The sequence below is a fragment of the Acinetobacter sp. Ac_3412 genome, assembly GCF_013072675.1.
GTDB classification, from domain to species: Bacteria; Pseudomonadota; Gammaproteobacteria; order Pseudomonadales; family Moraxellaceae; genus Acinetobacter; species Acinetobacter higginsii.
This window is the reverse complement of the sequence record NZ_LXUJ01000007.1, coordinates 452,970-473,215: the sequence shown is the minus strand read 5'-3', so window position 1 is coordinate 473,215 and position 20,246 is coordinate 452,970. Positions and strand designations below refer to the sequence as shown.

The window sequence follows — 20,246 nt, the reverse complement described above, 5'->3', positions numbered from 1 at the left end:
AATAAACATCTATAAAACATTGCTAAATCAGATGAGTGGAAATAAACAAAAGCACCCTAAGGTGCTTTAATTTCTACTCACCCTTGTTTACATATTGGCCTTAATTAAGGTCATTTCTTGTATTGATCCTGCTTTAGCTTACCGAAACAGTGGTCGTAAACATTTCAATTTCGTCGTTAACAGTAGCAATCACGTTAAAATATGCAGTTTCCTCAAATGCTGGGATACTTTGTGTTTCACGAAAATGCTCGATCGTTCCATCAGTTGAAGTTATAACATGCTCTACAGCAATTGCTGATACATAAATCATTGTGTATTTTACAGGCAAGTCCGTGGTTTGATATGAACTGCCTTCCAGAGTTAATCCCTGTTCCGAATTGCCTGAATTAAATCCAATATTGGATTGACCTGCTGCGACACCATTGATATCTGCTAATCGTGCACCACTCAATACTCGAGCTAAAGTTGTCACATTAGGAACAATCATTTCAAGCTTGTCACCAATATTTGCCTGAATACCAGCATGATAACCATATACTACGTCAGGGGATGTTTCGGTTCCCAAATCCAGCTGCCCCTCTGTCCAACTCAATACCCCATTCTCATACGTACAGTTAGTCAGTTTCCAGTCTGAAGTATCAGTATTAGGAATACTAGTAACTCCAATTACATCAAATCCAGGCAACACATCAACCTGTTCAAGATTAGTCATAACCTGATCATAAGATACGTCATTTTGAATACGTACTAGTGCGACATGGCCTTCTGGAATACTAGTATCTGTTAATTGTTCAAATAGCATTTCTACTGCGTTGTTTACCATGAGTAAACTCCTTTAAAATTATGTTTTAGTTGCTTTAAAAGTTTAGGTTATTCAAATAATTGCCCTTAAGAGCTATTCTGTAGTACTTGAACAACTCCTTTATTTTTACATTAGATTTTTGTGAAATACAGAGAGTTGAAGTCAAATAATTAGTTTACATATGATAAGAAACTTGATTAGAGCAAAGCCGCCCAAAAGCGGCCATTTATTAATTACAAGATTTAAATATCTTTTTTCTTTTCTTGCTCTGAACTACCGAAGTAAAAGCCGCATGCTGTTGTCATTGCCCCTGCAATAAAACCCAAGGCCGTGTTTATTAAGTTGCTGTTTTCTCGTGGCATATCGACAAAGAATAATGCAATTACCAGGACAAACATCAATGCAACCAAGGCAAAGGCCAAATATGCTCGAGTCTTTTCACTTGTCATCAAAATCTCCTTTTAACCGTTCTTTGGTTTGCTCATATTGCTTCTTACGCAATTCGTGGATCTCTTGAGCCCGCTTATCTTCACGGCGTTTGAAATACAACGTCGTGAAAAAAGAGATCACACCAATAAAGACAGAAAACCATACTGCCCAATCTACACTTGCTGCATACGCTGCCACTGATGCCCCCGCTGATATATAAGATACTTTTGGCGCTGTTGCTGCGGCTGTACTTGCAGCAGCTTCAACCGCATTTGCTGCTTGCTCTTGCATTTCCTGTCTCCAGAAATGGGAAAAGCCCATATTTCAGGGCTTTTAAATAAATTAGGACTTTAAACAACTGTATAATCGATAGCTGTCTTGACTATGGCTGTAGTCATCTTTCCATTTTTATGAAACACAATCGTAGAATCAAAAGTACCTTGTAGTGTTGGGGCTTGCCAAGCATAACCGCCGCGCCATTTATACTTTTCACCCATTTGTAATTCTGCTCTAATTCCACCCGCAACAGCAGCATGATAAAACTTGGTATTTGTTGTAAACCCTCCCCGAATGTATGGTGCATTACCACTCACATATCGGCCATCGCCAGCTTCATATTCACGATCCATCCAAGCTACAAACTGACCGTTTACTGAATGCTGTAAAATCAAGGCCCATACTTTTGGGTACTGCGTTTTGATACCGCTGTTGGTACCATTATCAAAAGGTACACGTGTCTCAAATTGGCCATCCAAATACAGCATACTTTCCTGATAGCCAACCGATACAGTTTGTGGACCATTGTCTGTTCTAACCGAGATCTGCTCATATGCTTTTACCTCTGAACTGATTTCCATAGATCCACAGTAAATATCAACCGCAAACGACTGGCTCAATACATAACGCGAAGGGAAATTTTCGGGGTCAACGGTTCCAGTTGTATTAAATGCCATAAGCTCATTTACGATCTGTACTGAAACCTTTTCTGCATTACCACCAAAGGCTTCACCCATTTTCATCGGTTGACCGTCAGCTAAAATTTGGTAATGAATATTACGGGCCGTATTACCACCACCCGCGCTACCATCTGCTCCATGATTGCCGCCAGTGTAAATTTGACTTTTCCCATCACCATCATTGACAGCCTCAACAACTAGAGGCGGCAACCAATCTGTACTCGCTGAATTGACGTTAATCCACTGTGCTGTATTACGGTCACCAAATGGAGCACGATCGAGGCTAATAAGATTTGGCAAACTGTTATAACCATTCGGTCCAAAACTTAAACGATATAGATATTGTCCAGACTGCCAAATTAAACGCAACCGTCCTGCCTCTGTGCATGTATAGGATAACGCGGTCAAAGATGTCGCACCTGACGGTATAGGCTTACTGTACTCGTACCGAGAAGGATCAATAATCCATGAATATCCCGCACTACCACTATTCAACATTGAAATATATTGACCGTACGGCAACAACTTATCAGTATCCATCGTAATCAATAATTCAACATCACTGCGCGGTGAAGTTAAGCGAATTGTTTGAATACCGCCCCGAGTAATATCAGGCGCCGCATCGGTATATGAAATAATCCGAGTTGCTGCCGAATTATTACCATAATCTGCCGCTACCTGTTCTTCGATAATCCAGCCATCTGCAGCACCAGGTAACAACGTAGTACCATTCTTAAAATATCGAATGCCATAATAGTAACCTTGTCGCGCATTAATTACTTTTACATCGAGCAAAACATCAAGTAAAAATGAGTTCGGATTACTAGTTTCTGCGTTACGTGCTATACGCTTATTTGGGAAATTCTTGCCCTGATTGATTGTCAAAGCATTTTCAATTAATGGTTGCTGATATGTATATTTTGACGGATCAATAATATGAGAATAACCAGCATTTGAAACACTATTCATTCGCACAAATTCCCCAAATGGCGGGAATTTTGCAGGATCAACAGTTATATAAACTCGAAGACTCGGAACGATAATACTATCGAAAACAATTGTCTGAATGCCCTTTGTCCGATCCAATGCCACTGTATACGGATTTGCCAAAGGCACAACAGCGAGTGCTGTTTCTGTAGTCCCATAATTTGCAATTGCTTGCTCTTCGATAATCCAACCATCCATCACGCCACTTGCTTCAGTTGAACCATTTTTAAAATATCGAATGCCGTAATAGTTGCCCTGACGCGCTCCAGCGATCCGCACATCTAAAATCGCATCGCGTATAAACGAGTTAAACGGACTCGTGATATTGTTACGCTGAATTGCACGATTAGGAAAATCTTTACCTTGATTGATAACTAATGCTGAAGGGATCGTAATTCCATAGCAAGATGGATCAATGATCCATGACCACCCACTTGTACCAGCATTCAAAGATGTAATCGGTGTACCAACTGGCGGCAAGCTTGCTGTATCTAAAGTAATGAACGCCTGAAATTCAGATCGAATTGTAGAAACAACTTTAACAGTCTGAATCGTCCCGTTTTTGTTCACATCGGCAACTGGATGTGTATAGTCTACTATACGCAAAGAGGCATTATTTGCGGTCTCATAATTCGCCTTATCAAACTCTTCAATCACCCAACCATCTAATGCACCTACAATTGAAGTATTGCCATTCTTAAAATAAGACAGTTTGTAGTATTTATCAGGCAACGTTCCAATCAGTTTGATATCCAGAATAACCGCATTGAATACATTATTTGCCGGACTGGTTGTACCATTACGGGCAATTGAACGAAGTGGATAAGCCTTATTTTTATTAAGTGTTAGTCCATCGACTTTATTTAAAATATTACCTTTATTTTTCCACGAACTGTTTTGCCAACAGAAAACATTAAAAGTATCTAATGCCACAGCCGCTTTCTTTGGGATTGTTGGGATACTAGCAATCAAAAGTTCTTCAGTATCGAAAGGCTCATATCCTCCCGCCTGAATTACCTGATAAAGTGCTTTTGCAATAGTCGGGTAAATACGTCCAAGTCTAGAAGTAACATTAGATTGCTCGTCACCACTCATGACAGCTTCCCAAGTGTCACAATCAATATCGGCATTCTCTAGTTTTTCTCTTGTTACGATAGGCATAACTTTTCTCCAGGCATAAAAAAACCGCCTGTTAAGGCGGTTATCTGTTTAATTTTGTCTAAATGAAATCGTGATCGTTCTGATAGTAACGATCGTCATAGTTGATACATGTAAGCTTATTGGTCATCTGATCGTTGGGTGTCATCTCAGTCAGCATGAATATGCTTTTGCTAGAATCAGCACCTTTAATCACCGTGTAGAGTGTTTTGACATAACGATCTGGATCAACAACAAGAGCCTGCATTGGTGGTCTAGTTAAAATGATCTGATTTGTCATTTCACCTGCTGTGCATTCAACAATGTCTACAGTTGCATTCTGCATTTGAAGATGACAGTAATAGGTTTCGCCAGAGACAAAGTCCACATCTTGCGAACAAGTTAAGATCAATCCATCAATAGCAACCACTTCACCATCTTGCGTTTCCAAACGAGTGTTATCAGCAACAAGAATTCGGTCATTACGAATTAATAGGTCTGACTCATTCAAGGCAGTAAACTCACAGTTCACATTCTGAAATTTCAGTTTATTCCACTCGCGCCAAGCCCTTGTCTTCGCAACTGCTTCATTTCTGATGCCTGTGCTTTGAATCTTCAATGGATTGGTTAAAGGGCTGCCACTTGGGATTGAATAAGTAACTCGCTTGTCATCGAGAGGAGATGTGTACTCAAGCTCAACTCCGTCGTAGTCTTTATCAATACCAAACTTAAAGGTGCGAGTTTCTGAACCCATAAGTTTATTTCGATGGTTAAAAAGTAAAACTGAGTTGTCTTGAGGTTTCTCAAATTTAAGACGCAGCTTATTACCAAAGCGCATGGCTTCGCAGAAACAAGCACTTGCAATCATGCCTGCCTGTTCTTCAAAACTTAGATTCTCATCGTCAAAGGTGTAGCTGAACTCAGTCGCTACTGGAGCTCCAAAGTAATCTCTTACTGCTTGAATCTCTGACTTAATTTGACCGATATCTATTTCAGTTACAGAACGTCGTCCAATGTATTGATCGAGTCCCATATTAATCAAGGCTTGCCCAGCATCTTTTGTGGCCACTAATGCTCCAGTGCCATCTACCTTTAATTTCCGTGTTACTCGACAATTTAGGACACGCTCTTTAACAGATAAGGCACCATCCGTTGCCACAGTTCTAGATCGAATCACTGTCACATCCGGATATGCGTCCTTTGCAAATGGCTTGGTTAAGTAAACATCCTTAATCTTGCACTCGGTCACAGGATTAGCGCCTGTACCGGCCTTTGTTTTAGCTAAGCGGAAACGCTGATTTCCTGTAGAACCTAATGCAACTTTAAAGGTACGTCCAAAGGAACTCTTGGATTTTGATTCAACAAAAAAATCTTGTGATTGAACTGCGCCAATAGGATTGCCCGTGTCGTCAATTGACTGATACTGAACAGTGATCGTTACATCATTGTAAGTCGTCTTACCATCTTTGTTGACGTTGTATAACCCTTGAGGGAAATATACATTCATCTGCAATGTGGTGGCTGCGTCATGATATAACTCAAACCAACCTATCCATTTATTGGCAATCAATTCTAAATAGATGGTTTCATCATTCAGTCCTTGAGTTGTGCCACCAAATAAAGTTGGAATCTTATCCCAATCAGAATTCACTGTAGATGCATTAGCAAGTGTCACAGAAGTCTCAGTCACAATACTAATCGAATAGTTATCATCTAAATCAGCACTACCAATGTTGTTATTCAGCGTAATACCAGCTGTTAAGTCATAGTCAGCATCTACATAGTTCCAGTTGTAATTGACTTGTTTTGGTGAATCTAATTGCACAACGTAAGTGTATATTGATCCGACCAATGTTCTAGTCACTGACGACACAATGTATTGCCCAGACAAATCATAGTTGTTGCCAGCAATATCTACGTTTGCTCCATTCAGTAATAATCCTTTAAAGTCAGCATAAGCAGGCACATCAATATCTGTATCTATGCTGACTTTAAAATCGCTAGTTACTGAACATGGTCCCGATAACACTGCATTATCAACGCCGAACTGAGCACCTGAAATTGCTATTCCATCGCCAGTACTAAAGAAATCCCGAAAGTCTATTGAGCTATCAGTGCTGCGAATTACCCCGCCAGTTGTGAAGTAAATGCTTGTTCCTGAAACCACTACGTCATTAGGTGAAACAAGGCTCTGTCCGTTAATAGATGATGACTTTGCCACATCCAAAGGCAACTCAGTAAAATCATCACCTACTTTGTAAATTGTGGTATTACCTGTAATGCTGACATCAGGGTCATAAATACTGACACTTACCCCATCAATGCCATTCACATCTGTGTCCCCATCGCGGCAATCATGGATTTGATAAAACCCACGACCAATACACATCAAGCTTTCTTCAACTTCGATGTCATTTTCATAACTGTTGTACAGCACAGCAATCAAGTCAGGGTATGCACGAATATTCCCAAAGATATCTGGTACACGTCCTTTTACTCGCATTCGGTTAGATCGATTAGCCAATTCATTGTTAGCAGAACCGGGTTGTCCACCATCTGGTTTAGGCATCGTAAGAATGGTGTAAACACTAAATATTGCAGCAATAGCCACTACAACCATATATGCGATTGTGAAAGGGTCATATGAAGGATAAATGACTACATAAAATATGCCATCTAAAGACTGCAAACGCTTAATTTCAGAATCATTTTTAGGTGTTACATCATTTTCTAGTGCAACACTATTATGATAAATCCTCGTATTCTGCGGAAACACAGTAAATTGCTGTTTTAGATATGCACTTACATCATCAACATCCGCAGTAGACCAAGTGCTTTGGTTGTATGGATCAGGGCAAATAATTACTCTTTTCATGTGTAGTAACTGACCTCCTTAAATCCAATTTTCACAACTTCCAATGGCATGTACTGCACACCACGCCCAGTGAGATGCAAAACTTTGTTATTAAAAAAGACCCCGACATGTGTCGAGGTCTGGAAGTTGTGCTTGAAAAGTACAATGCAGGGTGAAATGGGTAAGCTTATGGGTTCGAAACCACCCTTACCATTCAAGAATTTTCTTAAGCGTTTTGCAAGATCATTTCCTGTAATTTGCTGCCAAGCCTCACAAGCAAATTCATTACACGTGTAATCCTTTGACCATGTACGATCAAGCAAGTTATCAATGTTCATCACGCTCTCCGCAGCAAAGGGTAATCTTCAATAGAGTAGGTTCGCCCAGTCTTAACACTGTTAAGCTGTGGTGCTTGAGCATCGAATGTAACTAAGCCACTACTATCTTTAGAGATTGTAGGTATTTCCAATGTTTGCAACTGAGTCATAGGAGCAGTCAGATCATCATCACGGAATAACTTAAATTTGCATTCAGGTTTAACCGTTGAATATATGCTTTCACGAATGGCTAAAACTGCTAATGCCAATTCATCATCCATATCAGCAATGGTTAGCGAAAGTGTCTGCTCCAAGTCGTTTGAAACATTGTTCCGCTTTATGGACATTGGCTGATAAACATAATTCTGACCTTCAGCTACGATCCCATTTGAATCATTCTTCACATACCGGAATACTTTTGAAAAACTCGGGTGTGATATCTCAATACACTCTAGAGGAACAACACCGCTAGAAGCATTTAAATAAAAAGAGGTGTAATCAGCCATTGTGCGTCTCCAATGCATCCGGGAGGTCTTGATTGACCAACTTCTCCAATGGATTCAATAATGCAGCCAAATCACCACCATCATTACCAACTCCAATTATGATGTCATCCAGAGCTTCATTAACTGGTAGCGGTTTAACCTTCAGAGTCGCTGTCACCGTAAAGACATCAGCTTCTTTGCTTGAAAGCGTAGGTGCACCACTAAAGAAGCATTCATAATCTTCAACAGGTGCATTATCCACACAGATCTTTGCTAAAAATGGCTGGCTAGGATTCCTTGCCCACACTCGATAAAAGGCCATAAGGTACTGATAACCTGACTCTTGCACCACCCATCTTGAACTAACTGTGTGAACCACACCTTTGAGTGATTTTCGATAGCGGTCTGCACCGCCATCCAAAATCTGAGACATAACACCATCACCGATGTTGGCCGAATATCCTTCCTGAGTTGAACAGTACATCATTCGATTAAGTGCCATAACTTTTCCTTATGTAATAAAAAACCGACCTTTCTAGATCGGCTTTATGACTTAATTGCTGCAATAATTACATCAAGTTTCCATATAAGAATTGGCACAGAAAACAATAATATACATGCCAATACAGTTTGCCATAAACCATAATCTTTCATAATTGCCTCAACAATCTTCCCAATGACAGCTAGTGCTGCTATAATTTCAACCATAGATTACTTTCTCCTATTTGCATGGCTTTGCGGATTGGAAAAACAGAAACCCTCGACTGCAATCGAGGGTTTTGCTTTTTTGTTACATTAAAAAAGCCGCCCTAAGGCAGCTCTCACTTTCTTCTCTCTTATACTGTCATCTTCAAATGGCTTTAATTACAAACCATTTACATATGCTCTCTTATACGTATGTATCTAATCCTCTCTTATACGTGTACTTCTAAGTGTGCCTTGATAGAGAAAGGCTAACTCAACGTCTCCGTCCAGCATTAGTATTCTGTCCAAGAGACTTAGAGATTGGACTGTTAGGACGACCTAAAGATTGGGATACAAAGTTCTCAACCTCATCAATGGTTACATATAGCTTTCCATCAGCACCCGTCTGAGTTGATACCCTTGCAGGTGCATTGTTGTTAATTACAACTTGAGGCTGAATAACATTAGATCTACCCGAAACATTTCTACCTGAGTTAATAGCATTCAATGTATCAACGCCGACTCGTTTTGTTGCAGCAGCGTTTAATACATATTCCTGACCATGTACAACACCAGCAATATCTCCACGACCCATATCACCGGTGTAGCCTCCTGCGGCGAAGCCCTGAGGGCTAAGTGCTTTTAATGCAGCTTGAAGCAAGCCTGTTTCAAGCGTAGCGGTACCCACTGCTGGCAAATTAGCAGGAAATGGAGCAGAAGCCCATGCAGACGAAATTGCTGTAAAACTATTTGCTGCAACAGAGAAAAGACTGAAAGCGTGTTGTGCTGCCGCCATTCCCCTATAGATACCTGATTGTTTGCCAGCATAACCTTCAGCCAATCCTGTTAACGAACCAAACAGATCACTTGCCATACCTAACTGATAACCAGATGTCTTCGACCAATAATCCTGATCGATCAAAGCCATTCTGTCTCGATGTGCTTGCCAGATTGCTTCTTGCTCAGCTGCCAAAGCCTCCATATCTGCATTAGGATCTTGAGCTCTCGTCATAACATCAGCATTTTGTGAATCTGCTACTGCCAGTGATTGACTAGTTCGATCTTGACGAGTCTGGTCTAACTGATAAAGCTGATTGTTGCCAGTCATCTCAGTGTAAGTACTGCCCCAATTTTTACTTGCTTGAGCTGCCTTGTTAAATTGCTCTAACCGCTCTTGCTCTCTCGATAAAGCAAGACGTTTACGACGTTCATCTTCATCTTTAGTGGTCTTTTCTATTTCCTTACGTTCAAGTCTATAACGTTCCCGAATAGCTTCAGATTCAGAAAGAAGAAAAAGCTTTGATTGGTAAAGGCGCTGTTCTTGAGATAACTTAATGAGTGCAAGCTCTTGTTGCTCCTGCTGACTTAAAAGATTTACAGCTTCCTGTCTTTGGCTCTTCGTCAATTCAAGATCATGTAAAGCTTCAAACTGTCGTCTCGCAAAGCTATCACGTAACAGTTGCTCTTCTGTTTTTGTGAAAGCCTTATAGTCATCGAGTCTGGTTCGTATAGCTTGCTGAGCAATGGCAATATCATTATTGGCTTGTACTTGGTACTGAGCCTTTAACTTTCTCGCTTCATCATCGCTATATCCGGCTTTATCAATCTCTTTTAAATCGTCAGCTAAGTTTTGGCGAATACGAGTAATTTCATCTGCAACAGCCATTTGCAACTGTATTTGATTTCTCGCAACCTCATTAGCCTGTTTCTCCAAATCCAAGTTGGATTTATATGTTCCATCACTTGGGCCACCTTTGACTTTGGACATCATCGATGGTGCTTGGTGAAGTAACTTCAAGACGACACCATCTTCAAAAGTCACAGTGCTATAGTAACCACCACCTTTAGCATCATAAGCAGTTTTTACATCCTTAACTGCGACTGTAGTCGTGATTGGTGTTCCCACAGGCATTGCAAAATCAATCCCCTTATGAAAAGAAGAAGCCCCTGCTGTAGGGGCTTTTCGTTGTCCATAATCAGAACTGACTCTGTAGGAAGATAATGCTTTACCTCCAGCTTGTAATCTTGCTAAGTGCTCCTTAGAAACCTTTTGGCCATCTCGTGAACCACCATAACGCACATCTAAATGTGCGCCTGTACCAACTCCAGAATTTCCAGAAATACCAATTAAACGCTGAGATAACTTAGCTTGTTTTTCAAGCTCCTTGGTTCTCTCTTTATCTTTATCGATTAACTTATCAATTGCACTTTCCTGATTGAGAATTTGATCAATCAATTTCTCTTGTTGAACCGTTACACCTTCAAAACCTTTTTCCTGATTCTTGCGATAAGTTTGTAATAACAATTCAGCTTTTTGTTCTGTAGCACCAAATTTTTCAATTAAAGATTTTTTAAACTCATTGTCCCATAAGCGGTCTGTAAGCGTTTTATTTACATCCTTTAGTTTTTCGGCAAATTTAGCAATATCTTGTGCTGCATCACTAGCACCTTTGCCTGCATCACTAAAACCCTGTTTTGCGTTTGCTCCAGCTGATTTAGCTAAATTAAGCTGTTCATTTGCCTTTTCGACAGCACCTTGCTGGTCATCGACTTTTTTCTTACTATCCACCAATTGATTGATCTGTTCGCTACTTATGAAGTCAAGTCGATTTAAACGTTCAAACGCTTGTTCAACTTCAATTGTGCCTGATTTCAGTTCAGCCCAGATTCTATATGCCTCCTTATTCTCTCTATTACTGTCTAAAACTTTTTCAGTTAATTCTTCAAAATCATTTTTAACCTTCTGAAGTTTCAAGGATTGAACATTTAACTCTTTAGATAGTTCCTGTTCAGCAGCTCTTAGTTGAGCACCACTAAGTTTATTTAATTCTTCAGCGGCCATACTGGCATAGTTAGTTTGGGCTCTAAGCATTTTGTTTGCTTCATCACCATTATTGCGCATCAATAGATAAGTTGCTGCAACTCCAGCTACTGTAAGGCCTAATCCTACTGGTCCACCCAATACCCCTAATAATGCCCTTCCCGCACCCATTGATGCAGCTCCTGCGGCAGCTGTGCGAGTCTGAGCTGCAGCTAAAGCATTTTCTGTTGCGGCTAATTCAGCATTGATTACAGCTTGTTGGCGACGTAACAATCCCAAGCGGATTTCAGAGTTGATTGCTCCTTGAGTTGAAATTTGACTTTTCTTTCGCTGAAGCTCCAGTTTTAACTCTTCAATTAATTGAACTCTGGTTGCTTGTAAACTTGCTAACTTAGCTTGAGCATTTACAACTTCTTGTGCCGCAGCTGCTCGTTCGGCTTGAATAGCGGCATACTGCACGGTAATTTGCATTGCTAAAGTTTTGGTTTTAACTCCCATTGCAACGACAGACTTATACATAACTGGGATAAGAGTACCTAACCAGTAGGCACCCCCAACCATTGCAACATTGGTTAAGGTTTCGAGATTAAAAGCTAAGTACTGAATGGACTTAGCTATTGCTTGAGCTGCACCACTACCTTTCCCCGCCTCACCAACAAACTTAGTAATTTCATTGTTAAGTTGGGCAAGCGTTTGACCGATGGATGTATCCGTTTTTGCATAAAGTTGATCAACACTGTCTCCAGCCTTCAGCAAAGCCTGCGTAATAACTTCGCCTGTTAATTTTCCATCCAACATCATTTGACGCAATTCGCCGCGTGTTACATTCAAGCCCTTTGCCATAGCATTTAAAAGCCCACCTGCGCCATCGACTAGGCTATTATATTCTTGAGCCCTGAGAATATTCCCATCGATTGACTGGCCGTATTGAAACAAAGCCCCTGCGGCTGCCTGAGCTGTAGATCCACTCATAGCCACGGCTTTGGTGGTAATTTCTGTTAATCTTGCTAATTGCTCTTGATTCAAATTTAACGTTTTACTGTTTGCTACATACTTAGAGTACACATCATTAACAGATTCCCACTGAGCACCAACCCTTTGAGCGATATCGAACGTATCCTTCATCGCTCCATTTAGTTGCTCTTGAGTCTCAGTAACCACTTTGAGTTTATTGTATAAGTTGGTATATGCGTCCATTTTTGACACAGCAGCCCCAATAGTTACAAGTCCCGCCATATACCCTGCTAACCGTCGTGTTGCGACACTAAGTCTATCTGTAGAACGAGTTGCGAAATCTCCATTTCGTTCAATACTATTTAGTTCATCACTTAAATTACGGGCATTTCTTGCTGCATTTCTTGAGTCAATCACAATGACTAAGCGGGATTCTTGGGTCATATCACGTTCCTTTAGGCAATAAAAAAGCGCCTCAAGGCGCTATGAAAATTAGTTGAAAGCCTCATATAGCTTTTGTTTTACAGAGCAGTGTTTTTCTAGACTAATCAACTTTGTTAAAGTTTTTTAGGACTTTATAGGTAATATTTTGATTGTTGGCATCTACGATTTCTAGCAAAGCTCCTTTATATCCAATTTGCTTAGATTCATTTAAGTCATATTCAACATCATTATTAAAGGCTGGACGAGCAAGATTACTGGAAAACTCGCGATAACCTATATTGATTTTATTACCAACTTTCCCACTGTAAATTAAAGTCTGCTGAAAGGAGTTATCTGCAGCAATACCAATCTTGGATAATTTAGCTTCATGTTCGTCTGTACAAGCCTTGGCATTAAATACAGTGATGACACAGATTTGAGATTTCTCATCAAACATTACTGCTCTGAATGGATCAGCAATAAAAGATTTCTGAACATTGCCGCCATTTGGCACCATGTTTATAGCTTGAAAGTATTGGCCATTTTTATCTTCACCAGTTTTTAAGTAATAACCTTCATTAAAAGTATAGCCTGTTCGCTTAGTTATTCTAGGAATATATAGTGCCTCTCTTTCAATAAAGACACCTTGTTCAAGCATTTTATCGCCTACAAAAACCTGATTAGTCGAACCTATCGGTGGTTTACTTACATTTTGTGGAATGGCTAGATAATTATATTTTGGAGTTGCACAGCCTACCAACCCCAATACCAAACCAATTAAAATAATCTTTTTCATAAAAATCCCCCATGTTTGGAAGTAATTTATCAAAAGGACGAATTGAAGTCATTAAAAGACCTCCCATGAGGTACATCTGATTGAATATAAATTATGACTTGCTATCTGCTTCAGCTTGGTCATGGAGAATAAAAAACCTCCCGCGGGAGGTTTAACACGATTAAATTGTATTTCCACAAATGTCTTTTGTACCTGTTGGGTAGGTTTGAGTCAGTTTAGTTGAGTCAGTAATAAGTTCTATAGAATACACATTGCCAATATTTGGAGAAGTAGAATCTATACCGTAATAAGCCATTCCATTAGTAAAAGCTAAGCTTATAATTTTATTTGGATTAGTAGAGACATATCCTTTATTGACACCATTAAAAATCACACCAACTTGCTTAGTATCCTGATTTACATATATTCCAATATTTTGATAACCATCACTAGTGCTTGTTACAGGTAATTCAATCATACCTGTTGCCCCGTCAACAGTACTACCAACTGCAAACATAACTTTATTAGGGGTAGTACTGCCTTGTAAATGATTTGCATACAAAGCTACTATCTGACCTTTACCATTACTGTAATAAGCGTCAGCATAGTTTGGATACATAAATATCTGTTCATTGTTGGTCAGTAAAATTGTAGGAACTTTAACCTTATATTCGTATGCAAAAATTCCACTTTGCGGCACGTTACTGCCATTATTTTGCCCAGAAATTGCATTTCCATTGGCTGCAATAAACATCTGTTGAGAATTTTCCGCAGTTGCTGCTACTGTGAAAGATGTCTTTTGTCCTGAGATAGCGGGGAATTTCTGAAACCCTGCGAAAGCTGTTGTTATTTGAGCTTGTGTCGCATCAAAGTTATAAGTGCAAGCAGCAAATGTACTTGAAATAGAAACGGCACTGATTAAAGTTCCTAATATTATCTTTTTCACTTCTTTCACCTTTTTATAATTGAACGTTCAGTATAAATAATCATTTATAAAATTGTGTGAAATCAGATGAAAACCACCCCAAAGGATGGCTTTCATTTAATTGAATGATAAATTATGAACCGCTATCCACTTCCGCTTGATCAGCGGGGAATAAAAAACCTCCCGTGGGAGGTTTAACTCAATTAAATTGTATTTCCACAAATGTCTTTTGCACCTGTAGGATAAGTAAACTGAAGACCCGCGTGATCAGTAATTAATTCGATTGAAATATTTTGTCCAATGGTAGGTGAACCTGTTGGAATACCGTATTGTCCTGCCACATTCGCAAATGCAAAAGAATCCAGTTTATTAGCAAAAGATCGTATGTAACCAGAATTCATACCATTAAATATAAATCCAACTTGCTTTGTAGTTTGGTTAACATAAACACCTAAGCGTTGATATCCATTGCTGGTGGTAGTAATTGGTATTGAAGCTACTTCTGTCCCTAAATCATTTATAAAAATTTTTAAAACATTTTGACCTGGGAGTGCCGCAACATTGTTTGCATAGCTACCGAAAACGACTAAAGAATTCTCTCCGCCACTAAAACCTACCCCACCTATTGGAAAGAAAGTTAACCCCTCACTTGATGAAAGCAAATAAGTTGGTACTTTAAATTTATATTCATATGCAAAAACTCCTGTACTTGGAGTTGCTATATCACCAAGACTAGTACTTAGATATTGACTACTAACAGCCATATACCCCTTCACCCCAGTATCTGCAGTTACATTAAAAGAAGCTTGTTGTCCTGAAATATTTGGAAATTTTAACATCCCGGGCGAGTATGCAGAAATCTCACTTTGTGTCGCATCAAAGTTATAAGTACAAGCAGCTAATGTACTTGAAATAGAAACGGCACTGATTAAGATTCCTAATATTATCTTTTTCACATCTTTCACCTTTTTATAATTGAACGTTCAGTATAAATAATCATTTATAAAATTGTGTGAAATCAGATGAAAACCACCTCAAAGGATGGCTTTCATTTAATTGAAGATAAATTATGAATTACTATCCACTTCTGCTTGGTAATGATCTTCCTGCTTTTTGCTAAACTCAAGTGAGTCCTGAATCATGCTCTCCGTAATCTGGAAAAGCCGAGTAAGTTCTTTGAATACGGATTCAGGGACGTTATAGACCTTGCCCACATATTCAATGATTCGCTCTTGCTTATACTGAATTGCGCCAAGCATCGCAGCGACATCTGAAACCTGTTCATATGCCAGTGCATAGCCATCAGCAACATCACTTGCGTCATAGGCTTGATTTTTACATCCTATCTGTACCATACTATTCATAGTTACATTCCTTATGTAGCAAACTAAAAGCCTCTGTCCGTCGAAAGTTAGGGGCTTTTTTATTGCCTAAAATTTTCATTGTTTTAGTTCCAAACCTGTTAAATGTGGTTGTAACTCTTTCTCGAGTATTTCCAACTCACCTAAGAACTCTGGCTTTTCATCCTGCCAAAAACGCATGCTTCTTGCTGAATTGCTAACCTCATCCTTTCGCGTGTTAAACTTTAAAGAAACAAAGTTGTATCGCTGCATTAGAGACATTCCTCGTTTCATTAGTTCATCTTGAATCCAGTTAAAGGCATTGATATACGCTTCTTTAAATTGGGCTGCCTCCTTACCTGTGAAACCCATAACTAAAAAAACAAATCCATCTTTGGTCATTTCATAGTATGGTTGTGGTTTTCCGTTCTGTAATTCATTGATTTTATAGCAAAGCTTAAAATTGAGCTTTGTAAAATTCTCTGAACATTCTAGTTTTTGAACGGCCTGTAAAACATTTTTATGCTGTTTCTTAAAAATTTCAGCTACTCGAAAACTTGTTGTAACTGGTACTCCATGATCGAGCATCACTAGTGCATTAAAATCAATCTTCATACCCTTACTCCTCCTTTTCTTTTAAGAACTGTTTAATTGCATAATTAATCAAATAATTAATTGACCTACTCTCATCTTTTCCTATTTGTTTAAGTTTTTCATGATCCGTATTATTGATAAACCGAATTTTATACTGTCGACCATTTTGATTACCACCCACTTAAAACCTCCATAGCATCATTTAGGTACGTTTTATTGTGTACCTCTTTTATGTCATTGTCAACATCAAAGAGGTACTTTAATATGAGTATGCTAAATTTGCGGTATATGGTTAGTTTTATGAGCGAAAATCAAAAAGACCCTCAATACAAATTGAGATGGTCAGAAGAGTTGAGAGATAAAGTTACAGCTTCAGCTAAGGATAAAAATCGTTCGATTAATGCCGAAATTACAACACGTTTAGAGGAAAGTTTTGATAATGCCTCAAGAAATCAAATTGATTTTGAAAGTGGTTATAAAACAGCAATGACACATACATCTTTAGCATTGGGCCGTGTACTTTCTGAAAAAGGTATTGAATGGTCAGAAATACAGAAAATCGCTCTTTTTATGCTTGATGAAGCTGAAAAAATTAGAAGAGCTCGTTAAAAAAATTAACTTAGTTCAATATAATTTCCATTATATGAAAAAAGCCCTGACGGGCTTTTTAATGTTTATTTCGATAACGTGATCGTAAATACTGTTGATCATACTCACTCATTTCATCGAAATTAGGATAAGTCGTTTCAAGAAACTGTCTTTCATTCTCCAATTGATCTAAACGGTGATTTTCACAATCGATCTTAAATCTTTCTAATTCTCTATCCTGCAACTCACCTTGAAACTTATCATAGTCCCTCAAATTGTAGTTTTTTAACTTTGGGTGATCTGTTTCAGTAATCCCCATACGTGTCATTAACTCGTCCAAATCATGAATCCAAACCTTGCCATAACGAACAAAACACTCGTCTCGGTAAAACGGATAATTACCCTCAGTAATTCTTTTGTACCCAAAACGCAAAGCCGTTTCGACGCTTAACTCATAGTAATCATCAGAAATTGAATACAAAACAGACACCTTTCTTGATAGCACATCATTCATTTAAAAATAGCTTAACAAATTCAATTTTGATGCTCTATAGGACAGAATCATTCGTTTACGAATTTTGGTGCAATTTTTTAACTATTTAATTTATATAAGAAAAGCCCAGAAATGCTTTTTATGTATTCAGAATGAGTCACTTAACTCAATCTGCCTCGCCATTAAGCCGATTGCTTTTTTCTGTATAATCCTTAGGTGATAAAACAGAAGCCATTTTTATTTTCATTTGCGTCAAGATAGAGTCTGTCTCACGATATACAATATCCCATTCGCTTTGATTCATTTTTGGATCTAAAAGAACTTTAAAATTTTCATCATATTTCACATATAGTTTTTCCAAATCCTCTCGTATTTTTTGCATTTGTTCATATGAATTAGGGTTTACGATTTGGAGATCACTATTAGTTACATGGTTTAAGGCCAATGTTTGCATTCCAGTAAATGCCGTTGATGTGACAATATTGGCTTTTGAAGCAACGTTTAAAGTGGTTGCCACCAATCCCATAAAAGCACCTATGGTTCCAATATTTCTACGCTTTTCAAAATCCTTGGTTTGCAACTTAACTGCGTAATTGATAGCTCTCTGTAAGTCTATTTCCATTGTTAGGAATCTATTTTGGAGATTTTTAAGCCTCTCTTCTCTTTGCGTCTTTTCATCAAGCTTGCTAATTTGCTCGGCTAACAACATTTTGTTTTGTATATTTAGCTCATTTTTCGTCAAGTCTGCACTAATACTGCTACACCCAGATACAATTAAAAGCACTGACATTGCTAATATTATTTTCATTTAAGATTTATCCCATTTTTAATAATTGTTCTTTTAATAAACAATCATATACGGGACAAGTCAACAAAAATTCGATAGACCTCAGTATTGCCTCTTGAATTTATCTGCTTCCGCTTTAGCCTTCTTATGAGCTTCATCAAGAAATAGGTTATCCAGTGTGAAGATACATTCATTAAAGATGTATCTTTCTACTGGTAAATCGTACTGCTCAACATACGCATTGATAGCGGCTATGTCTAAGGCCAGTGGAACGCATTGCTCGTATCGTCTAGATCGAGCAATGGTGTTATAGGCTGATAGAATAGTATTTGCTGTGAATGAATATTCAGGTGGTGCTATTTCGGGAAGGCCTAAGGCTTTCCTTTGCGCTTTTTCATGCTCCGAGAGCCCTGCATATCGGCTGGAGAACTTGTAGAGGGTTGTGACTTTCCCACAATTTCAACCTTATAGGCATCAGCTTCAGTTTGAATCTGTTCTGCTTCATTTTTAACGAACAGCCAAATTGATAGCCCAACATCACCCATCCCTAAGAGCTTTAAAGCATTATCTGGATCATAACTAGGCTCGCTTCGGATAGATTCTCCTTCAGCATTAGTTTCAAGGAAAACCACACCTTTCCAGTCTTCAATTAAATGACAAGCTGCTGCCTCAAGAACTAGCTCATGATAAAGCTTATCTCCTTGAGCAACACTTTTAACATCAAATCCTTTAGATGTTATTTGATGATTGGCTCGCTCTAAAGCTACCTGATAAGGTTTATAGCCAATTCCACGCACCTTAAATTCTGCAAGAACATTCCCTTTTGTATCTTTATATTCGCGCCACAAACTAACGTCTTTATTGATTTGAATATTCACTTCTAAAGCCATGATCTTCTCCGGATAAAGGCAGCCTTACGCTACCATTTTGCTTAAGGCGCAATAACACGTGTAATCACGGGTGATACACGAACATGGTTGTAGTTAATGTCGATTGTGATTGTGTCATCGCCACCACCATCTGGATGAGGCGCCTCAGCAACTTCTAATTGTGGGAACTGGAAGGCATAACCATTGCCTGCACTGTCTTCAATTGAGAACTCTAAAGGCATCGTGTCACGTGTCTTAATAAAGTCGATATAGCTTGCTGATTGTGCCGAGAACATGTATTGAGTGTTAACGGTGATGTCTACAATCTTTTCTAAGTAAGTTGTTGCTGTGAGCTTTTGAGAACCAATACAACGAATCGCTTCCATATTGTTGTTGATGGATAGCTCAAGTGTCTGCATACAGGCGCTGCCGACTACGGTTTCACCATTAACTTTTAAGTCACCAACATTCAAAGCGGAAACAAGCACAGCTTCTTGTACTGGTAACGGCGAAGTAACAGGACTTGTTGTAGTTCGCTCAAACACGGTTCCCATTAGGCCAAATGTGGCAGTAATCTTTCCTGTTGTGGCAAGAGATAATGATGCTTCATTAACTCGAACACCACGGTAGATAAAGACTTGGTTAATATCTGAATAGACTTTGACGAACGTAAATGTTTTACGAACATCTCCACCAAAGTTAAGAACATCACTGGCCCAGTTATTCATAGCAACAGCTGACCAGAAGTCATCAAACAAACCAACTGATAATTCAACTTCAAGTGAACCTGTAATTTCTGCTTCAGTGGCCATACCTCCCTGACGGAAACGGGTGTCTACAATGCTGTTAGAAGCTTCAATTGTAACGTTTTCTGTTAAACCGTCTGTAATTCGTCGTATAGTCTTCCATACTGGTGTAGTTGGTAAGACTTCTGGGGTTTGCTCCTCGGCATAATAGAGGCGGATCTTTGCACCACTCGACATGGCTTTTACTCCTTATAAGCATAAAAAAACCACCGATAACGGT

20 protein-coding genes are annotated in these 20,246 nt (G+C 38.9%); 1 reads left to right on the top strand and 19 read right to left on the bottom strand.

All coding sequences use genetic code 11. The features are described 5' to 3' along the window. Positions 1 to 133 precede the first annotated feature (133 nt). The 15 genes from A7P54_RS05810 to A7P54_RS05740 form a co-directional block, all read right to left on the bottom strand. Positions 134 to 823, bottom strand: coding sequence for a hypothetical protein (locus tag A7P54_RS05810; RefSeq protein ID WP_171548948.1), 690 nt, complete (start codon positions 821 to 823; stop codon positions 134 to 136). A gap of 221 nt (positions 824 to 1,044) precedes the next feature. Further along, complete coding sequence (locus A7P54_RS05805; protein WP_171548947.1) at positions 1,045 to 1,251, bottom strand: hypothetical protein; 207 nt, start codon at positions 1,249 to 1,251, stop codon at positions 1,045 to 1,047. Next, positions 1,241 to 1,522, bottom strand: a complete 282-nt coding sequence (locus A7P54_RS05800) for a holin (RefSeq protein WP_171548946.1) — start codon at positions 1,520 to 1,522, stop codon at positions 1,241 to 1,243. Before A7P54_RS05800 ends, A7P54_RS05805 begins: the two co-directional genes overlap by 11 nt. A gap of 59 nt (positions 1,523 to 1,581) precedes the next feature. Continuing rightward, on the bottom strand, positions 1,582 to 4,107 hold the full coding sequence (locus A7P54_RS05795; protein ID WP_171548945.1) for a hypothetical protein: 2,526 nt from the start codon (positions 4,105 to 4,107) through the stop codon (positions 1,582 to 1,584). A 286-nt stretch (positions 4,108 to 4,393) separates the two neighbouring features. Further along, positions 4,394 to 7,186 carry a host specificity factor TipJ family phage tail protein gene (locus A7P54_RS05790; protein ID WP_171548944.1) on the bottom strand — a complete coding sequence of 931 codons (2,793 nt, stop codon included), beginning with the start codon at positions 7,184 to 7,186 and terminating at the stop codon, positions 4,394 to 4,396. Next, a complete protein-coding gene (locus A7P54_RS05785; RefSeq protein ID WP_171548943.1) occupies positions 7,183 to 7,503 on the bottom strand; it encodes a hypothetical protein in 321 nt (106 codons plus the stop codon). The genes A7P54_RS05790 and A7P54_RS05785 overlap by 4 nt, the downstream gene beginning before the upstream one ends. Beyond that, entirely contained in the window at positions 7,503 to 7,988 is a 486-nt protein-coding gene (locus A7P54_RS05780; RefSeq protein WP_171548942.1) for a hypothetical protein, read from the bottom strand. Before A7P54_RS05780 ends, A7P54_RS05785 begins: the two co-directional genes overlap by 1 nt. Further along, positions 7,981 to 8,469, bottom strand: coding sequence for a hypothetical protein (locus tag A7P54_RS05775; protein WP_171548941.1), 489 nt, complete (start codon positions 8,467 to 8,469; stop codon positions 7,981 to 7,983). The genes A7P54_RS05780 and A7P54_RS05775 overlap by 8 nt, the downstream gene beginning before the upstream one ends. Before the next feature lie 44 nt (positions 8,470 to 8,513). Further along, entirely contained in the window at positions 8,514 to 8,675 is a 162-nt protein-coding gene (locus A7P54_RS05770) for a hypothetical protein (RefSeq protein ID WP_171548662.1), read from the bottom strand. Between the two features lie 250 nt (positions 8,676 to 8,925). Further along, positions 8,926 to 12,870, bottom strand: coding sequence for a tape measure protein (locus A7P54_RS05765; protein WP_171548940.1), 3,945 nt, complete (start codon positions 12,868 to 12,870; stop codon positions 8,926 to 8,928). 100 nt (positions 12,871 to 12,970) lie between these two features. Next, on the bottom strand, positions 12,971 to 13,645 hold the full coding sequence (locus A7P54_RS05760) for a hypothetical protein (protein ID WP_171548939.1): 675 nt from the start codon (positions 13,643 to 13,645) through the stop codon (positions 12,971 to 12,973). A gap of 160 nt (positions 13,646 to 13,805) precedes the next feature. Continuing rightward, positions 13,806 to 14,570 (bottom strand): DUF4882 family protein, encoded by a 765-nt coding sequence (locus A7P54_RS05755; RefSeq protein ID WP_171548938.1) that lies wholly within the window; start codon positions 14,568 to 14,570, stop codon positions 13,806 to 13,808. A 182-nt stretch (positions 14,571 to 14,752) separates the two neighbouring features. Then, a complete protein-coding gene (locus tag A7P54_RS05750) occupies positions 14,753 to 15,505 on the bottom strand; it encodes a DUF4882 family protein (RefSeq protein WP_171548937.1) in 753 nt (250 codons plus the stop codon). A 111-nt stretch (positions 15,506 to 15,616) separates the two neighbouring features. Continuing rightward, positions 15,617 to 15,913, bottom strand: a complete 297-nt coding sequence (locus A7P54_RS05745) for a hypothetical protein (protein WP_171548936.1) — start codon at positions 15,911 to 15,913, stop codon at positions 15,617 to 15,619. Between the two features lie 75 nt (positions 15,914 to 15,988). Beyond that, positions 15,989 to 16,504, bottom strand: a complete 516-nt coding sequence (locus tag A7P54_RS05740; protein WP_171548935.1) for a Rha family transcriptional regulator — start codon at positions 16,502 to 16,504, stop codon at positions 15,989 to 15,991. Positions 16,505 to 16,783: 279 nt separating this feature from the next. Here A7P54_RS05740 and A7P54_RS05735 point away from each other — a divergent pair, with 279 nt between their 5' ends. Beyond that, positions 16,784 to 17,092 carry an Arc family DNA-binding protein gene (locus A7P54_RS05735; RefSeq protein ID WP_171548934.1) on the top strand — a complete coding sequence of 103 codons (309 nt, stop codon included), beginning with the start codon at positions 16,784 to 16,786 and terminating at the stop codon, positions 17,090 to 17,092. 58 nt (positions 17,093 to 17,150) lie between these two features. On the opposite strand, the gene A7P54_RS05730 is transcribed toward A7P54_RS05735, so the two are convergent. The 4 genes from A7P54_RS05730 to A7P54_RS05715 form a co-directional block, all read right to left on the bottom strand. Beyond that, positions 17,151 to 17,585, bottom strand: a complete 435-nt coding sequence (locus A7P54_RS05730; RefSeq protein ID WP_171548933.1) for a hypothetical protein — start codon at positions 17,583 to 17,585, stop codon at positions 17,151 to 17,153. 145 nt (positions 17,586 to 17,730) lie between these two features. Continuing rightward, positions 17,731 to 18,372, bottom strand: coding sequence for a hypothetical protein (locus A7P54_RS05725; protein WP_171548932.1), 642 nt, complete (start codon positions 18,370 to 18,372; stop codon positions 17,731 to 17,733). Positions 18,373 to 18,722: 350 nt separating this feature from the next. Then, positions 18,723 to 19,241 carry a hypothetical protein gene (locus A7P54_RS05720; RefSeq protein ID WP_171548931.1) on the bottom strand — a complete coding sequence of 173 codons (519 nt, stop codon included), beginning with the start codon at positions 19,239 to 19,241 and terminating at the stop codon, positions 18,723 to 18,725. A 41-nt stretch (positions 19,242 to 19,282) separates the two neighbouring features. Beyond that, positions 19,283 to 20,203 carry a phage tail tube protein gene (locus A7P54_RS05715; protein WP_171548930.1) on the bottom strand — a complete coding sequence of 307 codons (921 nt, stop codon included), beginning with the start codon at positions 20,201 to 20,203 and terminating at the stop codon, positions 19,283 to 19,285. Between the last annotated feature and the right edge of the window lie 43 nt (positions 20,204 to 20,246).